The following is a 19,642-nucleotide window of genomic DNA, read 5'->3' as shown; positions in this document are numbered from 1 at the left end:
GCAATGGCGATCAAGGTTCTGCTGGTCGAGGATGACCGGGCGTTGCGCGAAGCACTGGCTGACACGCTGCTGCTGGGCGGTCACGATTACAAGGCGGTTGGCTCTGCGGAGGAGGCGTTGATTGCCGTTGGCGAGGAGTCGTTCAGCCTCGTGGTCAGTGACGTCAACATGCCGGGCATGGACGGGCATCAATTGCTCGGTTTGCTGCGCGCGCGCCAGCCACAATTGCCGGTGCTGCTGATGACTGCGCACGGGGCGGTGGAGCGTGCGGTGGATGCCATGCGCCAAGGCGCGGCGGATTATCTGGTCAAGCCATTCGAGCCCAAGGCATTGCTCGATCTGGTGGCGCGCCATGCATTGGGCGGCCTTGGTGCAGCCGAGAGCGAAGGGCCGGTCGCCTTCGAGCCGGCTAGTGCGCAATTGCTGGAGTTGGCGGCGCGGGTCGCGCGCAGCGATTCGACGGTATTGATTTCCGGCGAATCCGGCACCGGTAAAGAAGTGCTGGCGCGCTACATTCATCAGCACTCCCATCGCGCCAGTCAGCCATTCATTGCCATCAACTGCGCCGCCATTCCGGACAACATGCTTGAAGCCACCTTGTTCGGCCATGAAAAGGGTTCCTTTACCGGCGCCATTGCCGCGCAAGCCGGCAAGTTCGAGCAGGCCGATGGCGGGACTATCCTGCTCGACGAAATTTCCGAAATGCCCCTGGGCTTGCAGGCCAAGTTGCTGCGGGTGTTGCAGGAGCGTGAGGTCGAGCGGGTGGGGGCGCGCAAGCCGATTTCCCTGGATATCCGCGTGGTGGCGACCACCAACCGTGATCTGGCGGGGGAAGTGGCCGCCGGGCGTTTCCGTGAAGACCTTTACTATCGCCTGTCGGTATTCCCGTTGGCCTGGCGTCCCTTGCGCGAGCGCACCGCCGACATCCTGCCGCTGGCCGAGCGCCTGCTGGCCAAACACGTCAATAAAATGAAGCATGCTGCCGCCAGACTGTCGCCCGAGGCGCAGGCGTGCCTGGTCGGTTACCCGTGGCCGGGCAACGTTCGTGAACTGGATAACGCCATCCAGCGCGCCCTGATTCTGCAGCAAGGCGGTTTGATCCAGCCCCAGGACTTCTGCCTGGCAGGTCCGGTGGCATGCGCACCCTTGCCCGCGTTGCCTGTTTCATCGGTGCGGGAACCAGAGGTTGAAGTCGAGTCGGCAGGCGCGCTGGGCGATGATCTGCGGCGCCGCGAGTTCCAGATGATCATCGATACCCTGCGAGCCGAGCGCGGTCGCCGCAAAGAGGCGGCCGAGCGTTTGGGTATCAGCCCGCGCACCCTGCGCTACAAACTGGCGCAGATGCGTGATGCCGGAATGGACGTGGAGGCGTTTTTGTTCGCGACCTGATTCGCGAATGCGCAAAGCCCAGGATGGGCTTTTGTTCAGAGAGGCCATGGAGCTGGCACCCTTGTTGCTAACACCTCATTACCCGCTGAGTGAGTGTCAAAAAATTGCGGGCCGCCAACGAGAGCAGACCATGAGCCAAGGTATTGAATTCAATCGGATGATGTTGGACATGCGCGCCATGCAAATGGATGCCATGGCTGCGCCGAAATCGACGTCCGCAGTCCCTGAAATGGCGGGCAGCAGCTTTTCCGATCTGCTCGGTCAGGCCGTCAATAAAGTGAATGACACCCAGCAGGCCTCGACTCAGTTGGCCAATGCCTTCGAAATCGGTAAAAGCGGCGTCGACCTGACCGATGTGATGATTTCCTCGCAGAAGGCCAGCGTGTCGTTCCAGGCATTGACCCAAGTACGTAACAAGCTGGTTCAAGCCTATCAAGACATCATGCAGATGCCGGTTTAAGGACGAGATTGAGTCATGGCAGAAGCAGTCGCCGATAATGTTCCGGCCAAGGCCACCCCGGTAGACGGCAAACCGCCGCTGTTCGGGCTGTCCTTCCTGGAAAACCTCTCCGAGATGACCATGTTGCGTCAGGTGGGCCTGTTGGTCGGCCTGGCTGCCAGTGTGGCGATTGGTTTTGCCGTGGTGCTGTGGTCCCAGCAGCCGGACTACCGGCCTCTGTACGGCAGCCTTGCCGGTATGGACGCCAAGCAGGTCATGGATACCCTGGCCTCCGCCGATATTCCCTACACCGTCGAACCCAATTCCGGTGCCTTGCTGGTCAAGGCTGACGACCTGCCGCGCGCACGTCTGAAACTGGCTGCCGCTGGTGTCACTCCCAGCGACGGCAACATCGGTTTCGAGATTCTCGACAAGGAGCAGGGCCTGGGCACCAGCCAGTTCATGGAAGCGACCCGTTATCGTCGCGGTCTTGAAGGTGAACTGGCCCGCACCATTTCTGCCCTGAACAACGTCAAGGGTGCCCGAGTGCACCTGGCGATTCCGAAAAGCTCGGTGTTCGTGCGCGATGAGCGCAAGCCGAGCGCGTCGGTACTGGTTGAGCTGTACTCCGGTCGTTCCCTTGAGCCGGGTCAGGTGGTGGCGATCATCAACCTGGTGGCAACCAGCGTTCCGGAACTGAGCAAGTCGCAGATCACTGTCGTCGACCAGAAGGGCAACCTGCTCTCCGATCAGGCGGAAAACTCCGAACTGACCATGGCCGGCAAGCAGTTCGATTACAGCCGCCGCATGGAAAGCATGCTCACCCAGCGTGTGCACAACATCCTGCAACCGGTGTTGGGCAACGATCGTTACAAAGCCGAAGTGTCGGCTGACGTCGACTTCAGCGCCGTAGAGTCGACCTCTGAACAATTCAACCCGGACCAGCCTGCCTTGCGCAGCGAGCAGTCGGTCAACGAGCAACGCACTGCGAGCAACGGCCCGCAAGGTGTGCCGGGGGCTTTGAGCAACCAGCCGCCGTCGCCGGCCTCCGCGCCGCAAACCACCGGTGGTGCCACCGCCTCCGCCGGCATGGTGCAGCCGGGTCAACCGTTGATCGATGCCAACGGCCAGCAGATCATGGACCCGGCCACCGGCCAGCCGATGCTTGCGCCATACCCGGCAGACAAGCGTTCGCAGTCGACCAAGAACTTCGAACTCGACCGTTCCATCAGCCACACCAAGCAGCAGCAGGGCCGATTGAATCGCCTGTCGGTGTCGGTGGTGGTCGATGATCAGGTCAAGATCAACCCGGCCAATGGCGAGACCACTCGCGCGCCGTGGAGCGCCGACGAATTGGCGCGCTTCACCCGTCTGGTGCAGGACGCGGTCGGCTTCGATGCCAGCCGTGGCGACAGCGTCAGCGTGATCAACATGCCGTTCTCCGCCGAGCGCGGCGAAGTGATTGCCGACATTCCGTTCTACTCCCAGCCGTGGTTCTGGGACATCGTCAAGCAAGTGCTGGGTGTCCTGTTCATCCTGGTGCTGGTGTTTGGCGTGCTGCGTCCGGTGCTCAACAACATCACCGGTGGCGGCAAGGGCAAGCACCTGGCCGGTATCGGCAGCGACGTCGAACTCGGCGGCATGGGCGGTCTGGATGGCGAACTGGCCAACGACCGCGTGAGCCTGGGCGGCCCGCAAAGCATCCTGCTGCCAAGCCCGAGCGAAGGCTATGACGCACAGTTGAACGCAATCAAGAGTCTGGTGGCCGAAGATCCGGGTCGCGTGGCCCAGGTCGTGAAAGAGTGGATTAACGCAGATGAGTGATAACCGACCCGCTACCGTCAAACTCAACAAGGTCGACAAGGCCGCGATCCTGTTGCTGTCCCTCGGTTCCACCGACGCCGCTCAGGTCCTGCGCCACATGGGGCCCAAAGAGGTTCAGCGCGTCGGCGTGGCCATGGCGCAGATGGGCAATGTGCACCGCGAGCAGGTCGAGCAGGTGATGAGCGAGTTCGTCGACATCGTCGGCGATCAGACCAGCCTCGGCGTCGGCTCCGATGACTATGTGCGCAAGATGCTCACCCAGGCCCTGGGCGAAGACAAGGCCAACGGCCTGATCGACCGCATCCTGCTCGGTGGCAACACCAGCGGCCTCGACAGCCTGAAGTGGATGGAGCCGCGCGCCGTCGCCGACGTGATCCGTTACGAACACCCGCAGATCCAGGCCATCGTGGTTGCTTACCTCGACCCGGATCAGGCCGGTGAAGTGCTGGGCAACTTCGATCACAAGGTACGACTGGACATCATTCTGCGGGTTTCCTCGCTGAACACCGTACAGCCGGCCGCCCTGAAAGAGCTCAACCAGATCCTCGAGAAGCAGTTCTCCGGCAACTCGAATGCCTCGCGCACCACCCTGGGTGGCATCAAGCGCGCGGCGGACATCATGAACTTCCTCGACAGCTCGATCGAGGGCCAGCTCATGGACTCGATTCGCGAAGTCGACGAAGACCTGTCCGGTCAGATCGAAGACCTCATGTTCGTGTTCAACAACCTGGCCGACGTCGACGACCGCGGCATTCAGGCGCTGTTGCGCGAAGTGTCCTCCGATGTACTGGTGTTGGCCCTCAAGGGTTCGGACGAAGGCGTCAAGGAAAAGATCTTCAAGAACATGTCCAAGCGTGCCGCCGAACTGTTGCGCGACGACCTCGAAGCCAAGGGCCCGGTGCGCGTCAGCGACGTGGAAACCGCGCAGAAGGAAATCCTCACCATCGCCCGCCGTATGGCCGAAGCCGGAGAGATCGTTCTCGGCGGCAAGGGCGGCGAGGAAATGATCTAACACCATGGTCAAGAATGATGATTCGCTCTCTGACCTGATCCGGGCCAGGGATGTCAGCGGCTTCGATACCTGGGCACTGCCCAGCTTCGATCCGCCCAAACCCGAGCCTGAACCGGAGCCGGAACCCGAGCCGCCGGAAATGGAAGAGGTGCCGCTGGAGGAAGTCCAGCCACTGACCCTCGAAGAGCTCGAGAGCATTCGTCAGGAAGCCTATAACGAAGGTTTCGCCGTGGGCGAAAAGGAAGGATTCCACAGCACCACGCTGCGCGTCCGCCAAGAAGCCGAAGTGGTGCTGACCGCCAAGGTTGCGGCACTCGAGCAATTGATGACGCACCTGTTCGAGCCTATCGCCGAGCAGGACACGCAGATCGAAAAATCCCTGGTCGACCTCGTGCAGCACATCACCCGACAGGTGATTCAACGCGAGTTGGCCATTGATTCGACGCAAATCGAACACGTCATGCGCGATGCGCTGAAGCTGTTGCCGCTGGGCGTCGGCAATGTGCGGTTGTACATCAATCCGCAAGATTTCGAACAGGTCAAAGCCCTGCGCGAGCGCCATGAAGAAAGCTGGCGCATTGTCGAAGACGAGTCGTTGCTGCCGGGTGGCTGCCGCGTCGAGACCGAGCACAGCCGCATCGACGCCACCGTCGAAACCCGCGTTGCGCGGGTGATGGACAAGTTGTTCGATCAGTTGCATGAACAGGCGCTGCACCCGGCCGCGCCCGACTTGAGCCTGGAATTGCCGATCGACAGCAAGCCTGCGGTCGAGCCAGAGCCGGACGCCCCTGATGCACCTTGAACGCACCAGTTTCGCCAAGCGCCTGGGCAGCTATGCCGAGGCGACCGAACTGGCTGGCGCGCCTATTCTCGAAGGCCGCCTGCTGCGCATGGTCGGCCTGACCCTCGAAGCCGAAGGCTTGCGTGCCGCCATGGGTAGCCGCTGCATGGTCATCAACGACGACAGCTATCACCCGGTTCAAGTTGAAGCCGAAGTCATGGGCTTCTCCGGCAGCAAGGTGTTCCTGATGCCGGTGGGCAGCGTGGCCGGCATCGCCCCGGGTGCCCGCGTGGTGCCTCTGGCTGACACCGGTCGCCTGCCCATGGGCATGAGCATGCTCGGGCGAGTACTCGATGGTGCCGGCCGTGCCCTCGACGGCAAGGGTGGCATGAAAGCCGAAGACTGGGTGCCGATGGACGGCCCGACCATCAACCCGCTCAAGCGTGAACCGATCAGCGAGCCGCTGGACGTGGGCATCCGTTCCATCAACGGTATGTTGACGGTCGGTCGCGGCCAGCGGTTGGGTCTGTTCGCCGGTACCGGTGTCGGTAAGTCCGTACTGCTGGGCATGATGACCCGCTTTACCGAGGCCGACATCATTGTCGTCGGCCTGATCGGTGAGCGGGGTCGTGAAGTTAAAGAGTTCATCGAGCACATCCTCGGTGAAGAAGGGCTCAAGCGCTCGGTGGTGGTGGCGTCCCCGGCGGACGATGCGCCGCTGATGCGTTTGCGCGCGGCCATGTACTGCACGCGCATTGCCGAATATTTCCGCGACAAGGGCAAGAACGTCCTGTTGCTGATGGATTCGCTGACCCGTTTCGCCCAGGCCCAGCGGGAAATCGCCCTGGCCATCGGTGAGCCACCGGCGACCAAGGGCTATCCGCCGTCGGTGTTCGCCAAGTTGCCGAAACTGGTGGAGCGCGCCGGTAATGCCGAGAAGGGCGGTGGTTCGATCACGGCTTTCTATACCGTGTTGTCTGAAGGTGATGACCAGCAGGACCCGATTGCGGACTCGGCGCGGGGTGTGCTCGACGGGCACATCGTGCTGTCTCGACGCTTGGCGGAAGAAGGTCACTACCCGGCCATCGACATCGAAGCCTCCATCAGCCGGGTGATGCCGGCGGTGGTCTCGCCGGAGCACATGGCCCGTTCGCAATACTTCAAGCAGTTGTGGTCACGCTATCAGCAGAGCCGCGACCTGATCAGCGTCGGCGCCTACGTCGCCGGCGGCGATCGCGAGACCGACCTGGCGATTTCCCTGCAACCGCAATTGGTCAAATACCTGCGTCAGGGCCTCAACGACAGCATCAGCCTGGGCGAAAGCGAAGCGTACCTTGCCTCGATCTTCGCCCCAGCGGCGGGCGGCTAACCGGTCATGGCTCTGAGTCGGGCAGGGCGGCTGGCGCCGGTGGTGGAAATGGCCGAAAAGGCCGAGAAAACCGCAGTCCAGCGTCTGGGGCACTTCCAGGGTCAGGTGCGATTGGCAGAAAGCAAGCTGGCTGACCTCGAAGCCTTCCGTCTCGACTATCAGGAGCAATGGATCGTGCGCGGCAGTGGTGGGGTCTCTGGTCAGTGGTTGCTAGGCTACCAGGGGTTTCTTGCGCAACTGGGCACGGCGATCGACCAGCAACGGCAAAGCCTGGCCTGGCACCAGAATAACCTGAACAAATCCCGGGAAGCCTGGCAGCAGGCCTTTGCCCGTGTCGAGGGGCTGCGCAAACTGGTGCAGCGTTATGCCGATGAGGCGCGGGTGCTGGAAGACAAGCGCGAGCAGAAGCTGCTCGACGAGTTGTCCCAGCGTTTGCCCCGGCAGTCCCCGTATTGACGGGCGCTCTTGCTCCTGCTCTGCTCAACTGCTACACCTTCTGAACGTATTCCAGCGACAAGGAAGCCATGACATGTCAGTCCTTACAGAAGTCTCCGAGGACGGGAAGCTGACGATCTCGATCAAGGGCCGATTCGATTTCGCCAAGCATCAGGCGTTTCGGGAAACCTACGAAAAGCGGAAGCTCTCGGCAGTGGTCGTCGACCTGAAAGAGGCGACCTACCTCGACAGCTCGGCGCTGGGCATGTTGCTCCTGCTGCGTGATCACGCGGGCGGCGAGGACTCCGATATCCGCGTCATCAACAGCAGCACGGACGTGCGCAAGATCCTCGCCATCTCCAATTTCGACAAACTGTTCGACATCACTTGATCGCCGTGCAGCCGATGGATTCGCTGACGATCCTGATTGCCGAGGACAGCGCCGCCGATCGCATGCTGCTGTCGAGCATTTTGCGCCGGCAGGGGCACGCCGTGCTGACGGCGGCCAACGGCGCCGAAGCGGTCGATACCTTCCGTCAGCAGCGCCCGCACCTGGTGCTGATGGACGCGATGATGCCGGTCATGGACGGCTTCGAGGCGGCTCGGCAAATCAAGGCACTGGCTGGGGAAACCCTGGTGCCGATTATCTTTCTCACCTCCTTGTCCGAAAGCGAGGCCCTGGCGCGCTGCCTGGAAGTGGGTGGCGACGACTTTCTGGCAAAACCCTACAACCAGGTGATTCTCGCCGCCAAGATCAAGGCGATGGATCGCTTGCGCCGTTTGCAGGAAACGGTGTTGCAGCAGCGCGACCAGATCGCCCGGCATCACGACTACCTGCTCAACGAGCAGCGCGTGGCCAAGGCGGTGTTCGACAAGGTGGCGCACTCCGGCTGCCTGAATGCCGCGAAGAATATCCGTTACCTGCAATCGCCCTATGCGCTGTTCAACGGTGACTTGCTACTGGCGGCCTATACCCCGGCCGGCGACATGCATGTGCTGCTCGGTGATTTCACCGGCCACGGCTTGCCGGCGGCAGTGGGCGCCATGCCCCTGGCAGAAGTCTTTTACGGCATGACCGCCAAGGGTTACGGGCTGGCGGAAACCCTGCGTGAGATGAACGCCAAGCTCAAGCGCATTCTGCCCGTCGATATGTTCTGTTGTGCCACATTGCTCTGTGTCAGCGTCCAGCGCCGCGCAGTGGAGGTCTGGAACGGGGGGATGCCGGACGGTTACCTGCATCACATCGCCACTGGCGAGCGGACGCTGCTTGCCGCGCGCCATCTGCCGCTTGGCGTGCTGAGCCCTGAAGCTTTCGACGATCGCACCGAAGTGTTCCCCATGGCACTGGGTGACCGGGTTTTCCTGTTGTCCGATGGGGTAATCGATACCTGCGATGCCAATGATCAACTGTTCGGCGTGGAGCGCTTGCATCAGGTGTTTGCAGCCAATCGCGAGCCCGACTTGTTGTTTCAGGAAGTCGAGCAGGCGCTGAAGGTCTTCGGTGGGGAAGCGCGCGATGATGTCAGCATGGTCGAAGTCAGCCTGCCGGAGCCGACACACATCGATGCACCGGTACTGGTCTACTCCGACAGCGGCCAGTCGTGCCCGCTGGATTGGTCGGTGAGCTTTGAATTCCGCGCCGAAACGCTCAAGCGCTTTAATCCGCTGCCCTACCTGTTGCAGTTGTTGATGGAGGTGCATGGCCTGCGTGCGCAGAGCAGTGCGCTATACAGTGTGCTCGCCGAACTCTATTCCAATGCCCTTGAACACGGTGTGCTGGGGCTCGATTCCAGCCTCAAGCGCGATGCCGCAGGTTTTACACGCTACTATCAACAGCGCTGTACGCGCCTGGAGGGGCTGGAGGAGGGTTTCGTGCGGGTTCATCTGCAGGTGGCGCCGACTGCCGAGGGCGGGCGCTTGAGCATTCATGTCGAGGACAGCGGCAAAGGATTCGATGTGGCACAGGTCATGGCAAGGCCCCTTGATGACATCCGTCTGTCGGGTCGTGGCGTGAGTCTGATCCGGCAATTGGGGCGTAATGCAAGCTGGAACGACGATGGCAGGAGTGCCCGCGTGGAGTTTTTCTGGGAGGCTCTGGCATAATCCGCGTGTTCTTGATCAAGGAGTGAACAAGTGGCTGAGATACATTTGAGTCGCGACGTATTGAGTGCGTTGCAAGAAGTCATGGAAGGCGAATATTCAGCGTTGCTGGACACCTTCCTCGCCGATTCAGAATCGCGATTGCAGCAATTGCACAATGCCCAAAGCCCTGCGCAGATCATTGAAGCGGCCCACAGCTTCAAAGGCAGCAGCAGCAATCTGGGTGCTTTGCGCCTGGCTGAATTGTGTTGCCTGCTCGAACGGCAGGCCAAAGATAACCCGCTTGGCGATGTACAGCCTTTGATTGCCGACATTGCCGGCGAGTTTGCCCTTGTCCGCCCACTTTACGAAGCAGAGCGCCAGCGATCCGTGACGGAAAGCTGAGCAATCCGTGCTTTTGTGCAGGTCGAGTGAAACTGGCTCGACCTTTGCAGCTAATTTTTCCAACTGTACCTACGAGCCCCGTGCAGCGGAGACTGTTTCATGCCCGTTAACCCCAATTCCATTCTTCAGGCCGCCACGCAGGCCAAGACTCAGGCTGCCCCCGCCAATACCCCGGCGCCGGCCTCTGAGGCCGGGGACAAAGGCGCCAGCTTCGCTCGGGTGTTCGCCAGTCATGCCCAGCACAAGGTGGCGCTGGCCAGTGACGGGCCGCTGAAGCCGACGCGTGACAAGACCCCCGATGTGCCTGCAAAAAAGGATGCCGGCGACGACAAATCTGCCGCACCTGCGCCGGCGGTTGCCGATAGCGGCAATTCCTTGCCCGCCGATAAACCGGCAAAGGCTGACGACAAAACGGCCGATGACGATTCTTCCGATGCTGACCAGGCGCCGGTTACCGACGCGACATTGCCTGATCCGACGCTCGATCCGGTTGTGCAGCAAGTCGTCCAGCCTGTAGCGCCTGCGCCGCAGCCAGTGGCTCCGGTCGTGCAGGCAACCACTGAGCCGGCGGTCGCCGTCACGGCCGCAGTCGCCGCAACGCCAGCACCGGCTCCATCGCCGGCGCCGGCGGCGACCGACGATTTCGACCCTGAAGCCGACCCGCTCGACGCCATGCCGGCGCTGCGTCTGGCGATGGAGCAGAGCGGTCACGTCTCGGCCTCCAGCCAGACACCGGCCAAATCCGCACCGACTCCGGCACAGGCTCAGGCTGACGGCGAACTGACGTCCGCGCAGACATTCGCCGCCGGCATGGCCAGCATGCTGGATGTCCAGGCTGACAAGGACAGCACCAGCCAAGGTGGTGACAAGGCGTTTACCGGTTTGATCGATGACGGTCTCAAGGATCTCAAGTCAGCGAGCAGCGACACCCGTGTCGATGATTTCGCCAACCGCCTGGCGGCGCTGACCCAGGCTGCCACGCCGAAAACCGCCAATGCCCTGCCGGTGAACCAGCCGATCGCCATGCATCAGAGCGGCTGGACTGAAGAGGTGGTGAACCGGGTCATGTACCTGTCCAGCGCCAATCTCAAGGCGGCGGACATCCAGTTGCAGCCGGCCGAGCTCGGACGCCTGGATATCCGCGTCAACATGATTCCCGATCAGCAGACCCAGGTCACCTTCATGAGCGCCCACCCGGGCGTGCGCGAAGCGCTGGACGGCCAGATGCACCGTTTGCGCGAGATGTTCGTGCAACAGGGGATGGGGCAGGTGGACGTCAACGTGTCCGACCAGTCGCGTAACTCCCAGCAAGGCCAGCAACAGGCGCAGCAGAGCCAGAGCGGGCGTACGAACGCTTCCGGTGGTCGTCTCGATGCCGCTGACGACGACATCGCGCCGGGCATCGCTGAAGTCGCCGCTGCGACCACCAGCGTGATCGGCTCCAGCGCCGTCGACTACTACGCCTGATCCCTGCGGGAGCGGGTCAGCCCGCTCCCGCAGTGGTTTCGTGGTGTTGTTCAGATAATCACCACGCCCACCCATCCTCTCCCGTTACTTCTGGCATAACACTTGCTCTTGCCTTGCCGTGCGACTGTGAAAACCCGATTAGTGACGGATTATTGGCATGGCGAAGAGCGACGCAGCAGTAAAAGACCCCGCAACCAAAGGCAAACTCAAGCTGATCATCGTGATAGTGCTCGCCCTGTTGCTAGCGATCGGTGTGTCCGTGGGCGCGACCTGGTACTTCATGCACAGCGCTCAGAGCAAGCCTGCAGTCGCTGCGGCAGACGCGGCCCCGGTCGGCAAGCAGCCGGCGATTTTCGAATCGATGGCGCCGGCCTTCGTGACCAATTTCAACCAGAACGGTCGCCAGCGTTACATGCAGGTGAGCATCACCATGCTCGCCCGCAACCAGGCCGACCTGGATGCCCTCAAGGTGCACATGCCGGTGATCCGCAACAACCTGGTCATGCTGTTCTCCGGTCAGGATTTCGCGACGCTGGCCTCGCCGGTCGGCCAGGAAATGCTGCGCCAGAAAGCCACGGCCAGCGTCCAGGAAGTGGCACAGAAGGAGCTCGGCAAAGTAGTGGTCGAGCAGTTGCTTTTCACCAATTTCGTACTGCAGTAGGAACACGACATGGCCGTGCAGGACCTGCTGTCCCAGGATGAGATCGATGCGCTGTTGCATGGCGTCGACGACGGTCTGGTACAGACCGAAAACGCTGCCGAACCCGGCACCGTCAAAAGCTACGACCTGACCAGCCAGGATCGCATCGTCCGTGGACGCATGCCGACCCTGGAAATGATCAACGAGCGCTTCGCCCGCTACACCCGCATCAGCATGTTCAACATGCTGCGCCGCTCGGCGGACGTTGCGGTCGGTGGCGTACAGGTGATGAAATTCGGCGAATACGTGCACTCGCTGTACGTGCCGACCAGCCTCAACCTGGTCAAGATCAAGCCCCTGCGCGGCACCGCGCTGTTCATCCTCGACGCCAAGCTGGTGTTCAAGCTGGTGGACAACTTCTTCGGCGGCGACGGTCGTCACGCCAAGATCGAAGGGCGTGAATTCACCCCGACGGAACTGCGTGTGGTGCGCATGGTGCTGGAACAGGCCTTCGTCGACCTGAAGGAAGCCTGGCAGGCGATCATGGAAGTCAACTTCGAGTACATCAACTCGGAAGTGAACCCGGCCATGGCCAACATCGTCGGGCCGAGCGAAGCCATTGTGGTCTCGACCTTCCACATCGAGCTCGATGGCGGTGGCGGTGACCTGCACGTGACCATGCCGTACTCGATGATCGAGCCGGTGCGCGAAATGCTCGACGCCGGTTTCCAGTCCGACCTCGACGATCAGGACGAGCGCTGGGTCAACGCCCTGCGCCAGGACGTGCTGGACGTGGACGTGCCGATCGGCGCCACGGTGGCCCGTCGTCAGTTGCGCCTGCGGGACATCCTGCACATGCAGCCGGGTGACGTGATCCCGGTGGAAATGCCGGAAGAGATGATCATGCGCGCCAATGGCGTGCCGGCGTTCAAGGTCAAGATGGGCTCGCACAAAGGCAACCTGGCGTTGCAGGTGATCGAGCCGATCGAGCGCCGTTGAGCGGCGCTCGCACCCCTTTGCTTCTAACCGAATTCTGAATTTTTGCTCGCCGAGGACCCATCATGGCTGACGATATGAACATGCAAGACGACCAGGCACTGGCTGATGAATGGGCTGCGGCCCTGGAAGAAACCGGCGATGCCGGGCAAGCCGACATCGATGCCTTGCTGGCCGCCGACGTCGGTAATTCGTCTTCCAACCGCGTGCCGATGGAAGAATTCGGCAGCGTGCCGAAGAACAACGACCCGGTGAGCCTGGAAGGCCCGAACCTGGACGTGATCCTCGATATTCCGGTGTCGATTTCCATGGAAGTCGGCAGCACCGACATCAACATCCGCAACCTGCTGCAACTCAACCAGGGTTCGGTGATCGAGCTCGATCGCCTGGCGGGTGAGCCGCTGGACGTACTGGTCAATGGCACCCTCATCGCCCACGGCGAAGTGGTGGTGGTCAACGAGAAGTTCGGCATCCGCCTGACCGACGTGATCAGCCCAAGCGAACGCATCAAGAAGTTGCGCTGAGTGAAAAAGCTTCCGTGGGCCGTGCTGGGAATGGCGTTGGCGCTGCCATTCAGCGTATTGGCGGCGACCGAGCCGGCTGCGCCCGCTGCCACCGCCAGCACTGCTGCACCTGCCGTCGCACCTGCGGTGAACAGCGGTGTCGCCGGGCAACTGACGCAGCTGGTGTTCGGCTTGCTGCTGGTCATCGGGCTGATCTTCCTCCTTGCCTGGTTGCTGCGCCGGGTTCAGCAGGCCGGACCGGCGGGCAAGGGCCAGGTGATCGATATCATCGGTTCCCGCGCGCTGGGACCTCGCGATCGCCTGATGCTGGTGCAGGTCGGCAATGAGCAGATTCTGCTCGGCCTGAGCCCCGGCAGCATCACTGCGTTGCACGTGCTCAAGGAACCGGTGCAAGTGCCCACTACCGACAAGGCGACGCCAGAATTTGCCCAGCGCCTGCTGGAAATGCTGGGCAAAGATCAGAAGGATAGGAAGTAATGGGTGCGATCCGCATCGTCTTGACCCTGGCCTTGATGCTGGCCGCGCCGTTGGCATTTGCCGCCGACCCGTTGTCGATCCCGGCGATCACCCTCGGTACCAACGCCCAGGGTGCTCAAGAATATTCGGTCAGCCTGCAAATCCTGCTGATCATGACCGCGCTGAGTTTCATCCCGGCGTTCGTCATCCTGATGACCAGTTTCACCCGGATCATCATTGTGTTCTCGATCCTGCGTCAGGCCCTCGGTCTGCAGCAGACGCCGTCGAACCAGATCCTCACCGGCATGGCCATGTTCCTGACCCTGTTCATCATGGCGCCAGTATTCGACCGGGTGAATCAGGATGCCTTGCAACCCTATCTGGCGGAGAAACTGACCGCCCAGGAAGCGGTGGTCAAGGCGCAGGTACCGATCAAGGACTTCATGCTCGCCCAGACCCGCACCAGCGATCTGGAGCTGTTCATGCGCCTGTCCAAGCGCACCGACATCGCGACCCCGGATCAGGCGCCGCTGACCATCATCGTACCGGCCTTCGTCACGTCCGAGCTGAAGACCGCGTTCCAGATCGGCTTCATGATCTTCATCCCGTTCCTGATCATTGACCTGGTGGTCGCCAGTGTCCTGATGGCCATGGGTATGATGATGCTCTCGCCGCTGATCATTTCCCTGCCGTTCAAGATCATGCTGTTCGTGCTGGTCGATGGCTGGGCGCTGATCATCGGTACGCTGGCCAGCAGTTTCGGAGGTGTTTCGCCATGACGCCGGAAGTTGCCGTCGATATCTTTCGCGAAGCCCTGTGGCTGACCACCATGATGGTGGCGATCCTGGTGATTCCCAGCCTGCTCGTGGGCCTTTTGGTCGCGATGTTCCAGGCCGCCACCCAGATCAACGAACAGACCCTGAGCTTTCTCCCGCGTCTGTTGGTGATGCTGGTGACCCTGATCGTTGCCGGCCCGTGGATGGTGCAGACCTTCATGGAATACATCACCCAGCTGTACCACAACATCCCGATGGTCATCGGCTAAGCCATGTCCTCGCTGCTGCAGTTGACCGATACCCAGATCAGCACCTGGGTCGCGTCGTTCATGCTCCCGCTGTTTCGCGTCGGCTCGATGCTGATGGTCATGCCGATATTCGGCACCACCCTGGTTCCCCGTCGTGTACGCCTGTATTTCGCCGTCGCGATCACGGTGGTCATCGCCCCGGGCCTGCCACCCATGCCGCCGGTGCATGCGCTGGACCTCAGTGGCCTGTTGCTGATTGCCGAGCAGATTTTAGTCGGCGCGGTGCTGGGGTTTTCCTTGCAGCTGTTTTTTCAGGCCTTCGTGGTCGCCGGGCAAATCGTCGCGATTCAGATGGGTATGGGCTTTGCCTCCATGATCGACCCGGCCAACGGCGTGTCGACGGCGGTGATCGGGCAGTTCTTCACCATGCTGGTGACTCTGATGTTCCTCGGCATGAACGGCCACCTGGTGGTGTTCGAGGTGCTCACCGAGAGCTTCACCACGTTGCCGGTCGGCGGTGGCCTGATGGTCAATCATTACTGGGAGCTGGCCGGCAAGCTCGGCTGGGTGCTCGGTTCGGCGATGTTGCTGGTGCTACCGGCGATCACCGCGCTGCTGGTGGTCAACATCGCCTTTGGCGTAATGACCCGGGCGGCGCCGCAACTGAACATTTTTTCCATCGGTTTTCCGCTGACCCTGGTGCTCGGGTTGTTCATCGTCTGGGTCGGTCTGGCGGACATTCTCAACCAGTATCAACCGCTGGCCTCCGAGGCCTTGCAGTTGCTGCGCGAACTGGCACGGGCGAGTTGAGCCATGGCTGAGAGCGAAAGCGGTCAGGACAAGACAGAAGACCCCACGGAGAAGCGCAAACAGGACTCCCGTGAAAAGGGTGAGGTGGCGCGCTCCAAGGAACTCAACACCCTGGCCATCATGCTGGTCGGCGCCAGCGCCCTGCTGATTTTCGGCGGCGCCATGGCCCAGGACATGCTGGAGCTGATGCGCATCAACTTCACGCTGCCGCGGGAAGTGATCATGGACACGAACTCCATGGCCACCTACCTGCTGCACTCCGGTCAGATCGCGCTCTGGTCGATCCAGCCGGTGATGATCGCGTTGGTTCTGGCCGCCATCATCGGCCCGATTTCCCTCGGCGGCTGGCTGTTCGCGGCGAGCTCCATGGCGCCCAAATTCAGCCGGCTGAACCCGGGGCCGGGCATCAAGCGCATGTTTTCCGCCAAGTCGGCGATTGAGCTGGTCAAGGCCCTGGCCAAGTTCCTCATCACCCTGTTCGTGGCGTTGGCGGTGCTGTCATCCGACATCGACGACCTGTTGCGCATCGCCCACGAACCGCTGGAAATGGCCATTATTCACAGTCTCCAGGTGGTCGGCTGGAGCACCCTGTGGATGGCCTGCGGGCTGATCATCATCGCCGCGGTGGACGTGCCGGTACAGCTCTGGGAAAGCCACAAGAAGCTGCTGATGACCAAGCAGGAAGTGCGTGACGAACACAAGGACGCGGAAGGCCGGCCGGAAGTCAAACAGCGCATCCGCCAGTTGCAGCGCGAGATGTCCCAGCGGCGGATGATGGCAGCGATCCCCGAGGCCGACGTGGTCATCACCAACCCGACTCACTACGCCGTGGCCCTCAAGTACGACCCGGACAAGGGCGGGGCGCCGATGCTGATCGCCAAGGGCAGCGACTTCCTGGCGTTGAAAATCCGTGAAATCGCCGCGGCCAACGAAATCCTTCTGCTGGAATCGCCGGCGCTGGCGCGGTCGATCTACTACTCCACGGAGCTGGAGCAGGAGATACCGGGCGGGCTCTACCTCGCGGTTGCGCAGGTATTGGCCTATGTCTATCAGATTCGCCAGTACAAGGCAGGCAAGGGCAAGCGGCCGGAGCCGTTGAAGGATGATTTGCCGATTCCGCCGGATTTGAGACGCGATTCCTGAGCAATCTGCAATCGGGTATCCAATAGCAATCTGTTAGTGAAAGGGGGTTAAGTAATACGAGGTGCGTGTTTTCGAATGTACTTTGCTCTTTCGATTATTGCCTCGCCTGCGAGTATTTCCATGTCGAGGGCGTATGGGGTCGGTCTGTATTTGTTAGCTTCATGGTGAAAGAAGCTAATCGTGTCGTCGTAGAAGTCAGTGCGCAGGAATTTTTGACCGGCTTTGTCGGTGCCGGTAATTGCCTTTGCGGGATTGGGAATGCCTGAATGGCTGAATGGGATTCCTGCGTCTTCGTGATGTAAGTATCTTTTACTGGCTAGAGCGTGGGTGTCGGAAAGTCCAAATTTCTTGATGCGCCCAGAAAGTTGTCCTGCACGCTCCAGCAGGTCCCTTTCGCTCATCAGGGTTTCGGTGTCGGCCCATATTTGAGCAGGGAGTTCATTCATTGCTTTGTATTTGGCCTTCGGTGGCAGTCTTTTTATTGTTTTTTGTACTTGTTTTGTGAGGGCCTTTCTCAAGTAACTCTCAGTCATCGATTTGAATGCTGTTGCAATAGGGTTGTGACCGTTGGGGTCTGTCTGATTGACAGGATCTCCGAGGCAGTACGCATACGGATTCAATCCCCCCTTTTCGAAAGGGCTCAGACTGTCTGGGGTATTAAACCTCATTAACACTGGGTTAAACGCCCGATACCCATTCCCCAATAAATAATGCCCTGTTGCCGGATCCGGCCGCTCACCGTTAAAGCCAAGCAGGCTAAGCAGTCCGTTTTCAATCGGTCGATGGCCATAGGGTGAATAGGCGATAGATCGTCCTTGATCGCTGGATTCGTGTATCTGCAACACCGAGCGTTGTTGATCGGTGGCGAGCAGTGTGGCATCGCGGGCATTTCCGTCGTCGAGCTTTTGAGCCAACAGTTGGTCACCGTGCTGGATGATGGAATAGCGTAGGGCGCCTTGTATCTCGGTCGCCAGGCGGCTTTTGCAGTAGAAACGCTGATGTTCTGGGGTGTTTGGCGGTGCATTGGCAATCAGGCGGTCGAGAGGATCGTAGTAATAGCTGCACAGCAGGGTTTCGCGTGAAGCTGGCATGGGGGATTTCTCCGCGCGGCGAAAGGCTGGCTTGAGTATCGGCGGCATCGCATGAATTGAGTACTAGCAGATCTGCTAGGTCGGTGCAGCGCTTGCAGATTGATGTGTTGTCAGTTCTGGCCCCATCGCGAGCAAGCTCGCTCCCACATTTGTTCTGTGTCGTACGCAGGAATAGGGTCAGACCTGTTTCTTTGTGGGAGCGAGCTTGCTCGCGATGAGGTCAGTCCAGGCAACACAAAATCCCCAGACAACTCCCTCTATTTCAACCCTCCGCAAAAGTTGGAATCTGTCCCCTTTGTTCGTCCCCATTGTTCCCGAGGTATAACCTGAACGGGGCATCCACGTGATACCGTAAAACTTTTATCGGTCGTTGGTTCGTGGATGCTCGGTTTTTCGAAAGCCGATTCAGGCTTTATCAGGCTTTAAATGTGGAAGAATCAACTATACAGGCCGTACACGATGGGGCCGGCACGTCCCTCACCATTTTGTGCGTTCCCACCAACGATAAGGCGAGCAGCAGATTGAGCCGTCACTGCATACGCCACCCCTCCTGCCGAGCCGACTGAAACCAGGCCACCGCTGAAACTTGAGTCGGGAGTTCCATCGAACGAAAACCTTGCAATAAGTGTGGCTTCTGCAGAGTTAAATCCGGCTGCGACAATTTTTTCATCAGGTTGTTGAATCAACGACATCCAACGTGTTGGATATCCCGTGTCGGTTAATGCAGGGAATCCGCCATTCCACTGTTCATCGGGGTGGCCATCTGCGGTAAACCTCATCACCATGCCTACGGCTTCATTGATGGCACCGGCACAAGCCAGTTTTTGATCGGTCTGCGCAATGAGTTGACTCATGCGTATGGGGCCATCCGCAACAGCAAAGAATGCAAAGCCGTTGATGCCAAACTGGGTATCGAGATTCCCTTGTAAGTCATAACGCGCAAGAGCGAGCCGATTAGATTCGTTGCCACCGATAACGATTTTTTCGCCCTGAATCACGACGCTACGCAGCCCGATGCGGTTATCTGGGCTTTCGACTTTGACATAACCCTCATGACCAAAGCTGGTATCGAGCTCACCATTACTTTGTAGACGAATAAGCAATGATACGCGGCCCGAAACGGCAAACATATCGGTGAGCACGATGAGGATCTTTCCGTCGGCTTGCAGGCAACCGTCGGTTTCGGTCGCGCCACCAACATCGTGTGGCAAAGGAATAATGACCCTGCCAAATACCAAGTCCGGGCTTCCATTGGCATTAAAGCGAGTCAGCGCTGCTGAGGATATGCCGGTTGCTGACATACTGATGCCAATAATAAGGGTCTTGTCATCCTTTTGCAGAAGCAGGCGCGACGGGAGTGCATCTTCATTGTCGACGAATTGCCATTTGCCAGTATTGCCCTCCTGGCCAAATCTCAGGTCGGGCGCACCATTTGGATGGGTGCGGTAAAGCGTGAAGCCTTTTTCTTGCTCGGTTGCGTAGGTCAATGCGCCTTCATCGGACAATGCTATGACCTTGACCAATCCATATTGCAAATTAGGTCTGATCTGTCCGGCATCACCGAAACTTTGGTCGAGTTGGCCTGCATTGCGGGGGGCTAAGTTAGCTGTTTGAGTTTTCATGCTGGTTCATCTCCATAGGCTCGGCAAACAATTGATTATCTTGCTGGGGTGAACGCTCGCTTTGGGCGGTAGGCGGCATGGTTGGCTGGCCGATTTGGCATAGGATGCAGGCTGTGGATCACCCAAATGCAGGTGT

The 19,642-nt window shown here is 60.2% G+C and carries 21 protein-coding genes; 19 read left to right on the top strand and 2 right to left on the bottom strand.

Annotated features, from left to right (window positions below):
• The first annotated feature begins 3 nt into the window (after positions 1 to 3).
• The 19 genes from EIY72_RS28500 (at position 4) to flhB (ending at position 16,793) form a co-directional block, all read left to right on the top strand.
• Positions 4 to 1,389: a sigma-54-dependent transcriptional regulator gene (locus EIY72_RS28500; RefSeq protein WP_093225147.1), complete on the top strand. Its 1,386-nt coding sequence runs from the start codon at positions 4 to 6 to the stop codon at positions 1,387 to 1,389.
• Positions 1,390 to 1,519: 130 nt separating this feature from the next.
• Positions 1,520 to 1,849: a flagellar hook-basal body complex protein FliE gene (gene fliE / locus EIY72_RS28495; RefSeq protein ID WP_093225144.1), complete on the top strand. Its 330-nt coding sequence runs from the start codon at positions 1,520 to 1,522 to the stop codon at positions 1,847 to 1,849.
• 15 nt (positions 1,850 to 1,864) lie between these two features.
• Positions 1,865 to 3,652, top strand: a complete 1,788-nt coding sequence (gene fliF / locus EIY72_RS28490) for a flagellar basal-body MS-ring/collar protein FliF (protein ID WP_093225141.1) — start codon at positions 1,865 to 1,867, stop codon at positions 3,650 to 3,652.
• Positions 3,645 to 4,664, top strand: a complete 1,020-nt coding sequence (fliG, locus tag EIY72_RS28485) for a flagellar motor switch protein FliG (RefSeq protein ID WP_093225138.1) — start codon at positions 3,645 to 3,647, stop codon at positions 4,662 to 4,664. Before fliF ends, fliG begins: the two co-directional genes overlap by 8 nt.
• Before the next feature lie 4 nt (positions 4,665 to 4,668).
• Positions 4,669 to 5,466 (top strand): flagellar assembly protein FliH, encoded by a 798-nt coding sequence (gene fliH / locus EIY72_RS28480; protein WP_093225135.1) that lies wholly within the window; start codon positions 4,669 to 4,671, stop codon positions 5,464 to 5,466.
• Positions 5,456 to 6,814 carry a flagellar protein export ATPase FliI gene (gene fliI, locus EIY72_RS28475; RefSeq protein ID WP_093225132.1) on the top strand — a complete coding sequence of 453 codons (1,359 nt, stop codon included), beginning with the start codon at positions 5,456 to 5,458 and terminating at the stop codon, positions 6,812 to 6,814. The genes fliH and fliI overlap by 11 nt, the downstream gene beginning before the upstream one ends.
• A 6-nt stretch (positions 6,815 to 6,820) precedes the next feature.
• Positions 6,821 to 7,270, top strand: a complete 450-nt coding sequence (gene fliJ / locus EIY72_RS28470; protein WP_093225129.1) for a flagellar export protein FliJ — start codon at positions 6,821 to 6,823, stop codon at positions 7,268 to 7,270.
• A gap of 73 nt (positions 7,271 to 7,343) precedes the next feature.
• A complete protein-coding gene (locus EIY72_RS28465) occupies positions 7,344 to 7,640 on the top strand; it encodes an STAS domain-containing protein (RefSeq protein WP_093225127.1) in 297 nt (98 codons plus the stop codon).
• 5 nt (positions 7,641 to 7,645) lie between these two features.
• Positions 7,646 to 9,352, top strand: a complete 1,707-nt coding sequence (locus EIY72_RS28460) for a fused response regulator/phosphatase (RefSeq protein ID WP_093230685.1) — start codon at positions 7,646 to 7,648, stop codon at positions 9,350 to 9,352.
• A gap of 30 nt (positions 9,353 to 9,382) precedes the next feature.
• The gene (locus EIY72_RS28455) at positions 9,383 to 9,733 is read left to right on the top strand and encodes an Hpt domain-containing protein (RefSeq protein ID WP_093225125.1); all 351 of its coding nucleotides are present in this window, start codon (positions 9,383 to 9,385) and stop codon (positions 9,731 to 9,733) included.
• A 99-nt stretch (positions 9,734 to 9,832) separates the two neighbouring features.
• Positions 9,833 to 11,200 carry a flagellar hook-length control protein FliK gene (locus EIY72_RS28450; RefSeq protein WP_093225122.1) on the top strand — a complete coding sequence of 456 codons (1,368 nt, stop codon included), beginning with the start codon at positions 9,833 to 9,835 and terminating at the stop codon, positions 11,198 to 11,200.
• 157 nt (positions 11,201 to 11,357) lie between these two features.
• Complete coding sequence (gene fliL, locus EIY72_RS28445) at positions 11,358 to 11,861, top strand: flagellar basal body-associated protein FliL (protein WP_093225119.1); 504 nt, start codon at positions 11,358 to 11,360, stop codon at positions 11,859 to 11,861.
• A gap of 9 nt (positions 11,862 to 11,870) precedes the next feature.
• The gene (gene fliM / locus EIY72_RS28440; RefSeq protein ID WP_057398369.1) at positions 11,871 to 12,839 is read left to right on the top strand and encodes a flagellar motor switch protein FliM; all 969 of its coding nucleotides are present in this window, start codon (positions 11,871 to 11,873) and stop codon (positions 12,837 to 12,839) included.
• Between the two features lie 62 nt (positions 12,840 to 12,901).
• Positions 12,902 to 13,360 carry a flagellar motor switch protein FliN gene (gene fliN, locus EIY72_RS28435; protein ID WP_093225117.1) on the top strand — a complete coding sequence of 153 codons (459 nt, stop codon included), beginning with the start codon at positions 12,902 to 12,904 and terminating at the stop codon, positions 13,358 to 13,360.
• Between the two features lie 30 nt (positions 13,361 to 13,390).
• Positions 13,391 to 13,837: a flagellar biosynthetic protein FliO gene (gene fliO, locus EIY72_RS28430; protein ID WP_371315375.1), complete on the top strand. Its 447-nt coding sequence runs from the start codon at positions 13,391 to 13,393 to the stop codon at positions 13,835 to 13,837.
• Positions 13,837 to 14,595: a flagellar type III secretion system pore protein FliP gene (gene fliP / locus EIY72_RS28425; RefSeq protein WP_093225111.1), complete on the top strand. Its 759-nt coding sequence runs from the start codon at positions 13,837 to 13,839 to the stop codon at positions 14,593 to 14,595. Before fliO ends, fliP begins: the two co-directional genes overlap by 1 nt.
• Positions 14,592 to 14,861 (top strand): flagellar biosynthesis protein FliQ, encoded by a 270-nt coding sequence (gene fliQ / locus EIY72_RS28420; RefSeq protein WP_093225108.1) that lies wholly within the window; start codon positions 14,592 to 14,594, stop codon positions 14,859 to 14,861. The genes fliP and fliQ overlap by 4 nt, the downstream gene beginning before the upstream one ends.
• A gap of 3 nt (positions 14,862 to 14,864) precedes the next feature.
• On the top strand, positions 14,865 to 15,650 hold the full coding sequence (gene fliR / locus EIY72_RS28415) for a flagellar biosynthetic protein FliR (protein WP_093225105.1): 786 nt from the start codon (positions 14,865 to 14,867) through the stop codon (positions 15,648 to 15,650).
• A 3-nt stretch (positions 15,651 to 15,653) separates the two neighbouring features.
• Positions 15,654 to 16,793 (top strand): flagellar biosynthesis protein FlhB, encoded by a 1,140-nt coding sequence (gene flhB, locus EIY72_RS28410; RefSeq protein ID WP_093225103.1) that lies wholly within the window; start codon positions 15,654 to 15,656, stop codon positions 16,791 to 16,793.
• A 47-nt stretch (positions 16,794 to 16,840) separates the two neighbouring features.
• Here flhB and EIY72_RS28405 read toward each other — a convergent pair whose 3' ends face one another.
• Together EIY72_RS28405 and EIY72_RS28400 are read right to left on the bottom strand one after the other, a co-directional pair.
• On the bottom strand, positions 16,841 to 17,884 hold the full coding sequence (locus EIY72_RS28405) for an RHS repeat-associated core domain-containing protein (protein ID WP_093225100.1): 1,044 nt from the start codon (positions 17,882 to 17,884) through the stop codon (positions 16,841 to 16,843).
• 437 nt (positions 17,885 to 18,321) lie between these two features.
• A complete protein-coding gene (locus EIY72_RS28400; protein ID WP_093225098.1) occupies positions 18,322 to 19,506 on the bottom strand; it encodes a delta-60 repeat domain-containing protein in 1,185 nt (394 codons plus the stop codon).
• Between the last annotated feature and the right edge of the window lie 136 nt (positions 19,507 to 19,642).

Source organism: Pseudomonas vancouverensis (genome assembly GCF_004348895.1).
Classification (GTDB): domain Bacteria; phylum Pseudomonadota; class Gammaproteobacteria; order Pseudomonadales; family Pseudomonadaceae; genus Aquipseudomonas; species Aquipseudomonas vancouverensis.
Note: the sequence above shows the minus strand (reverse complement) of the source record. Positions and strands in the feature narration are given on the sequence as shown.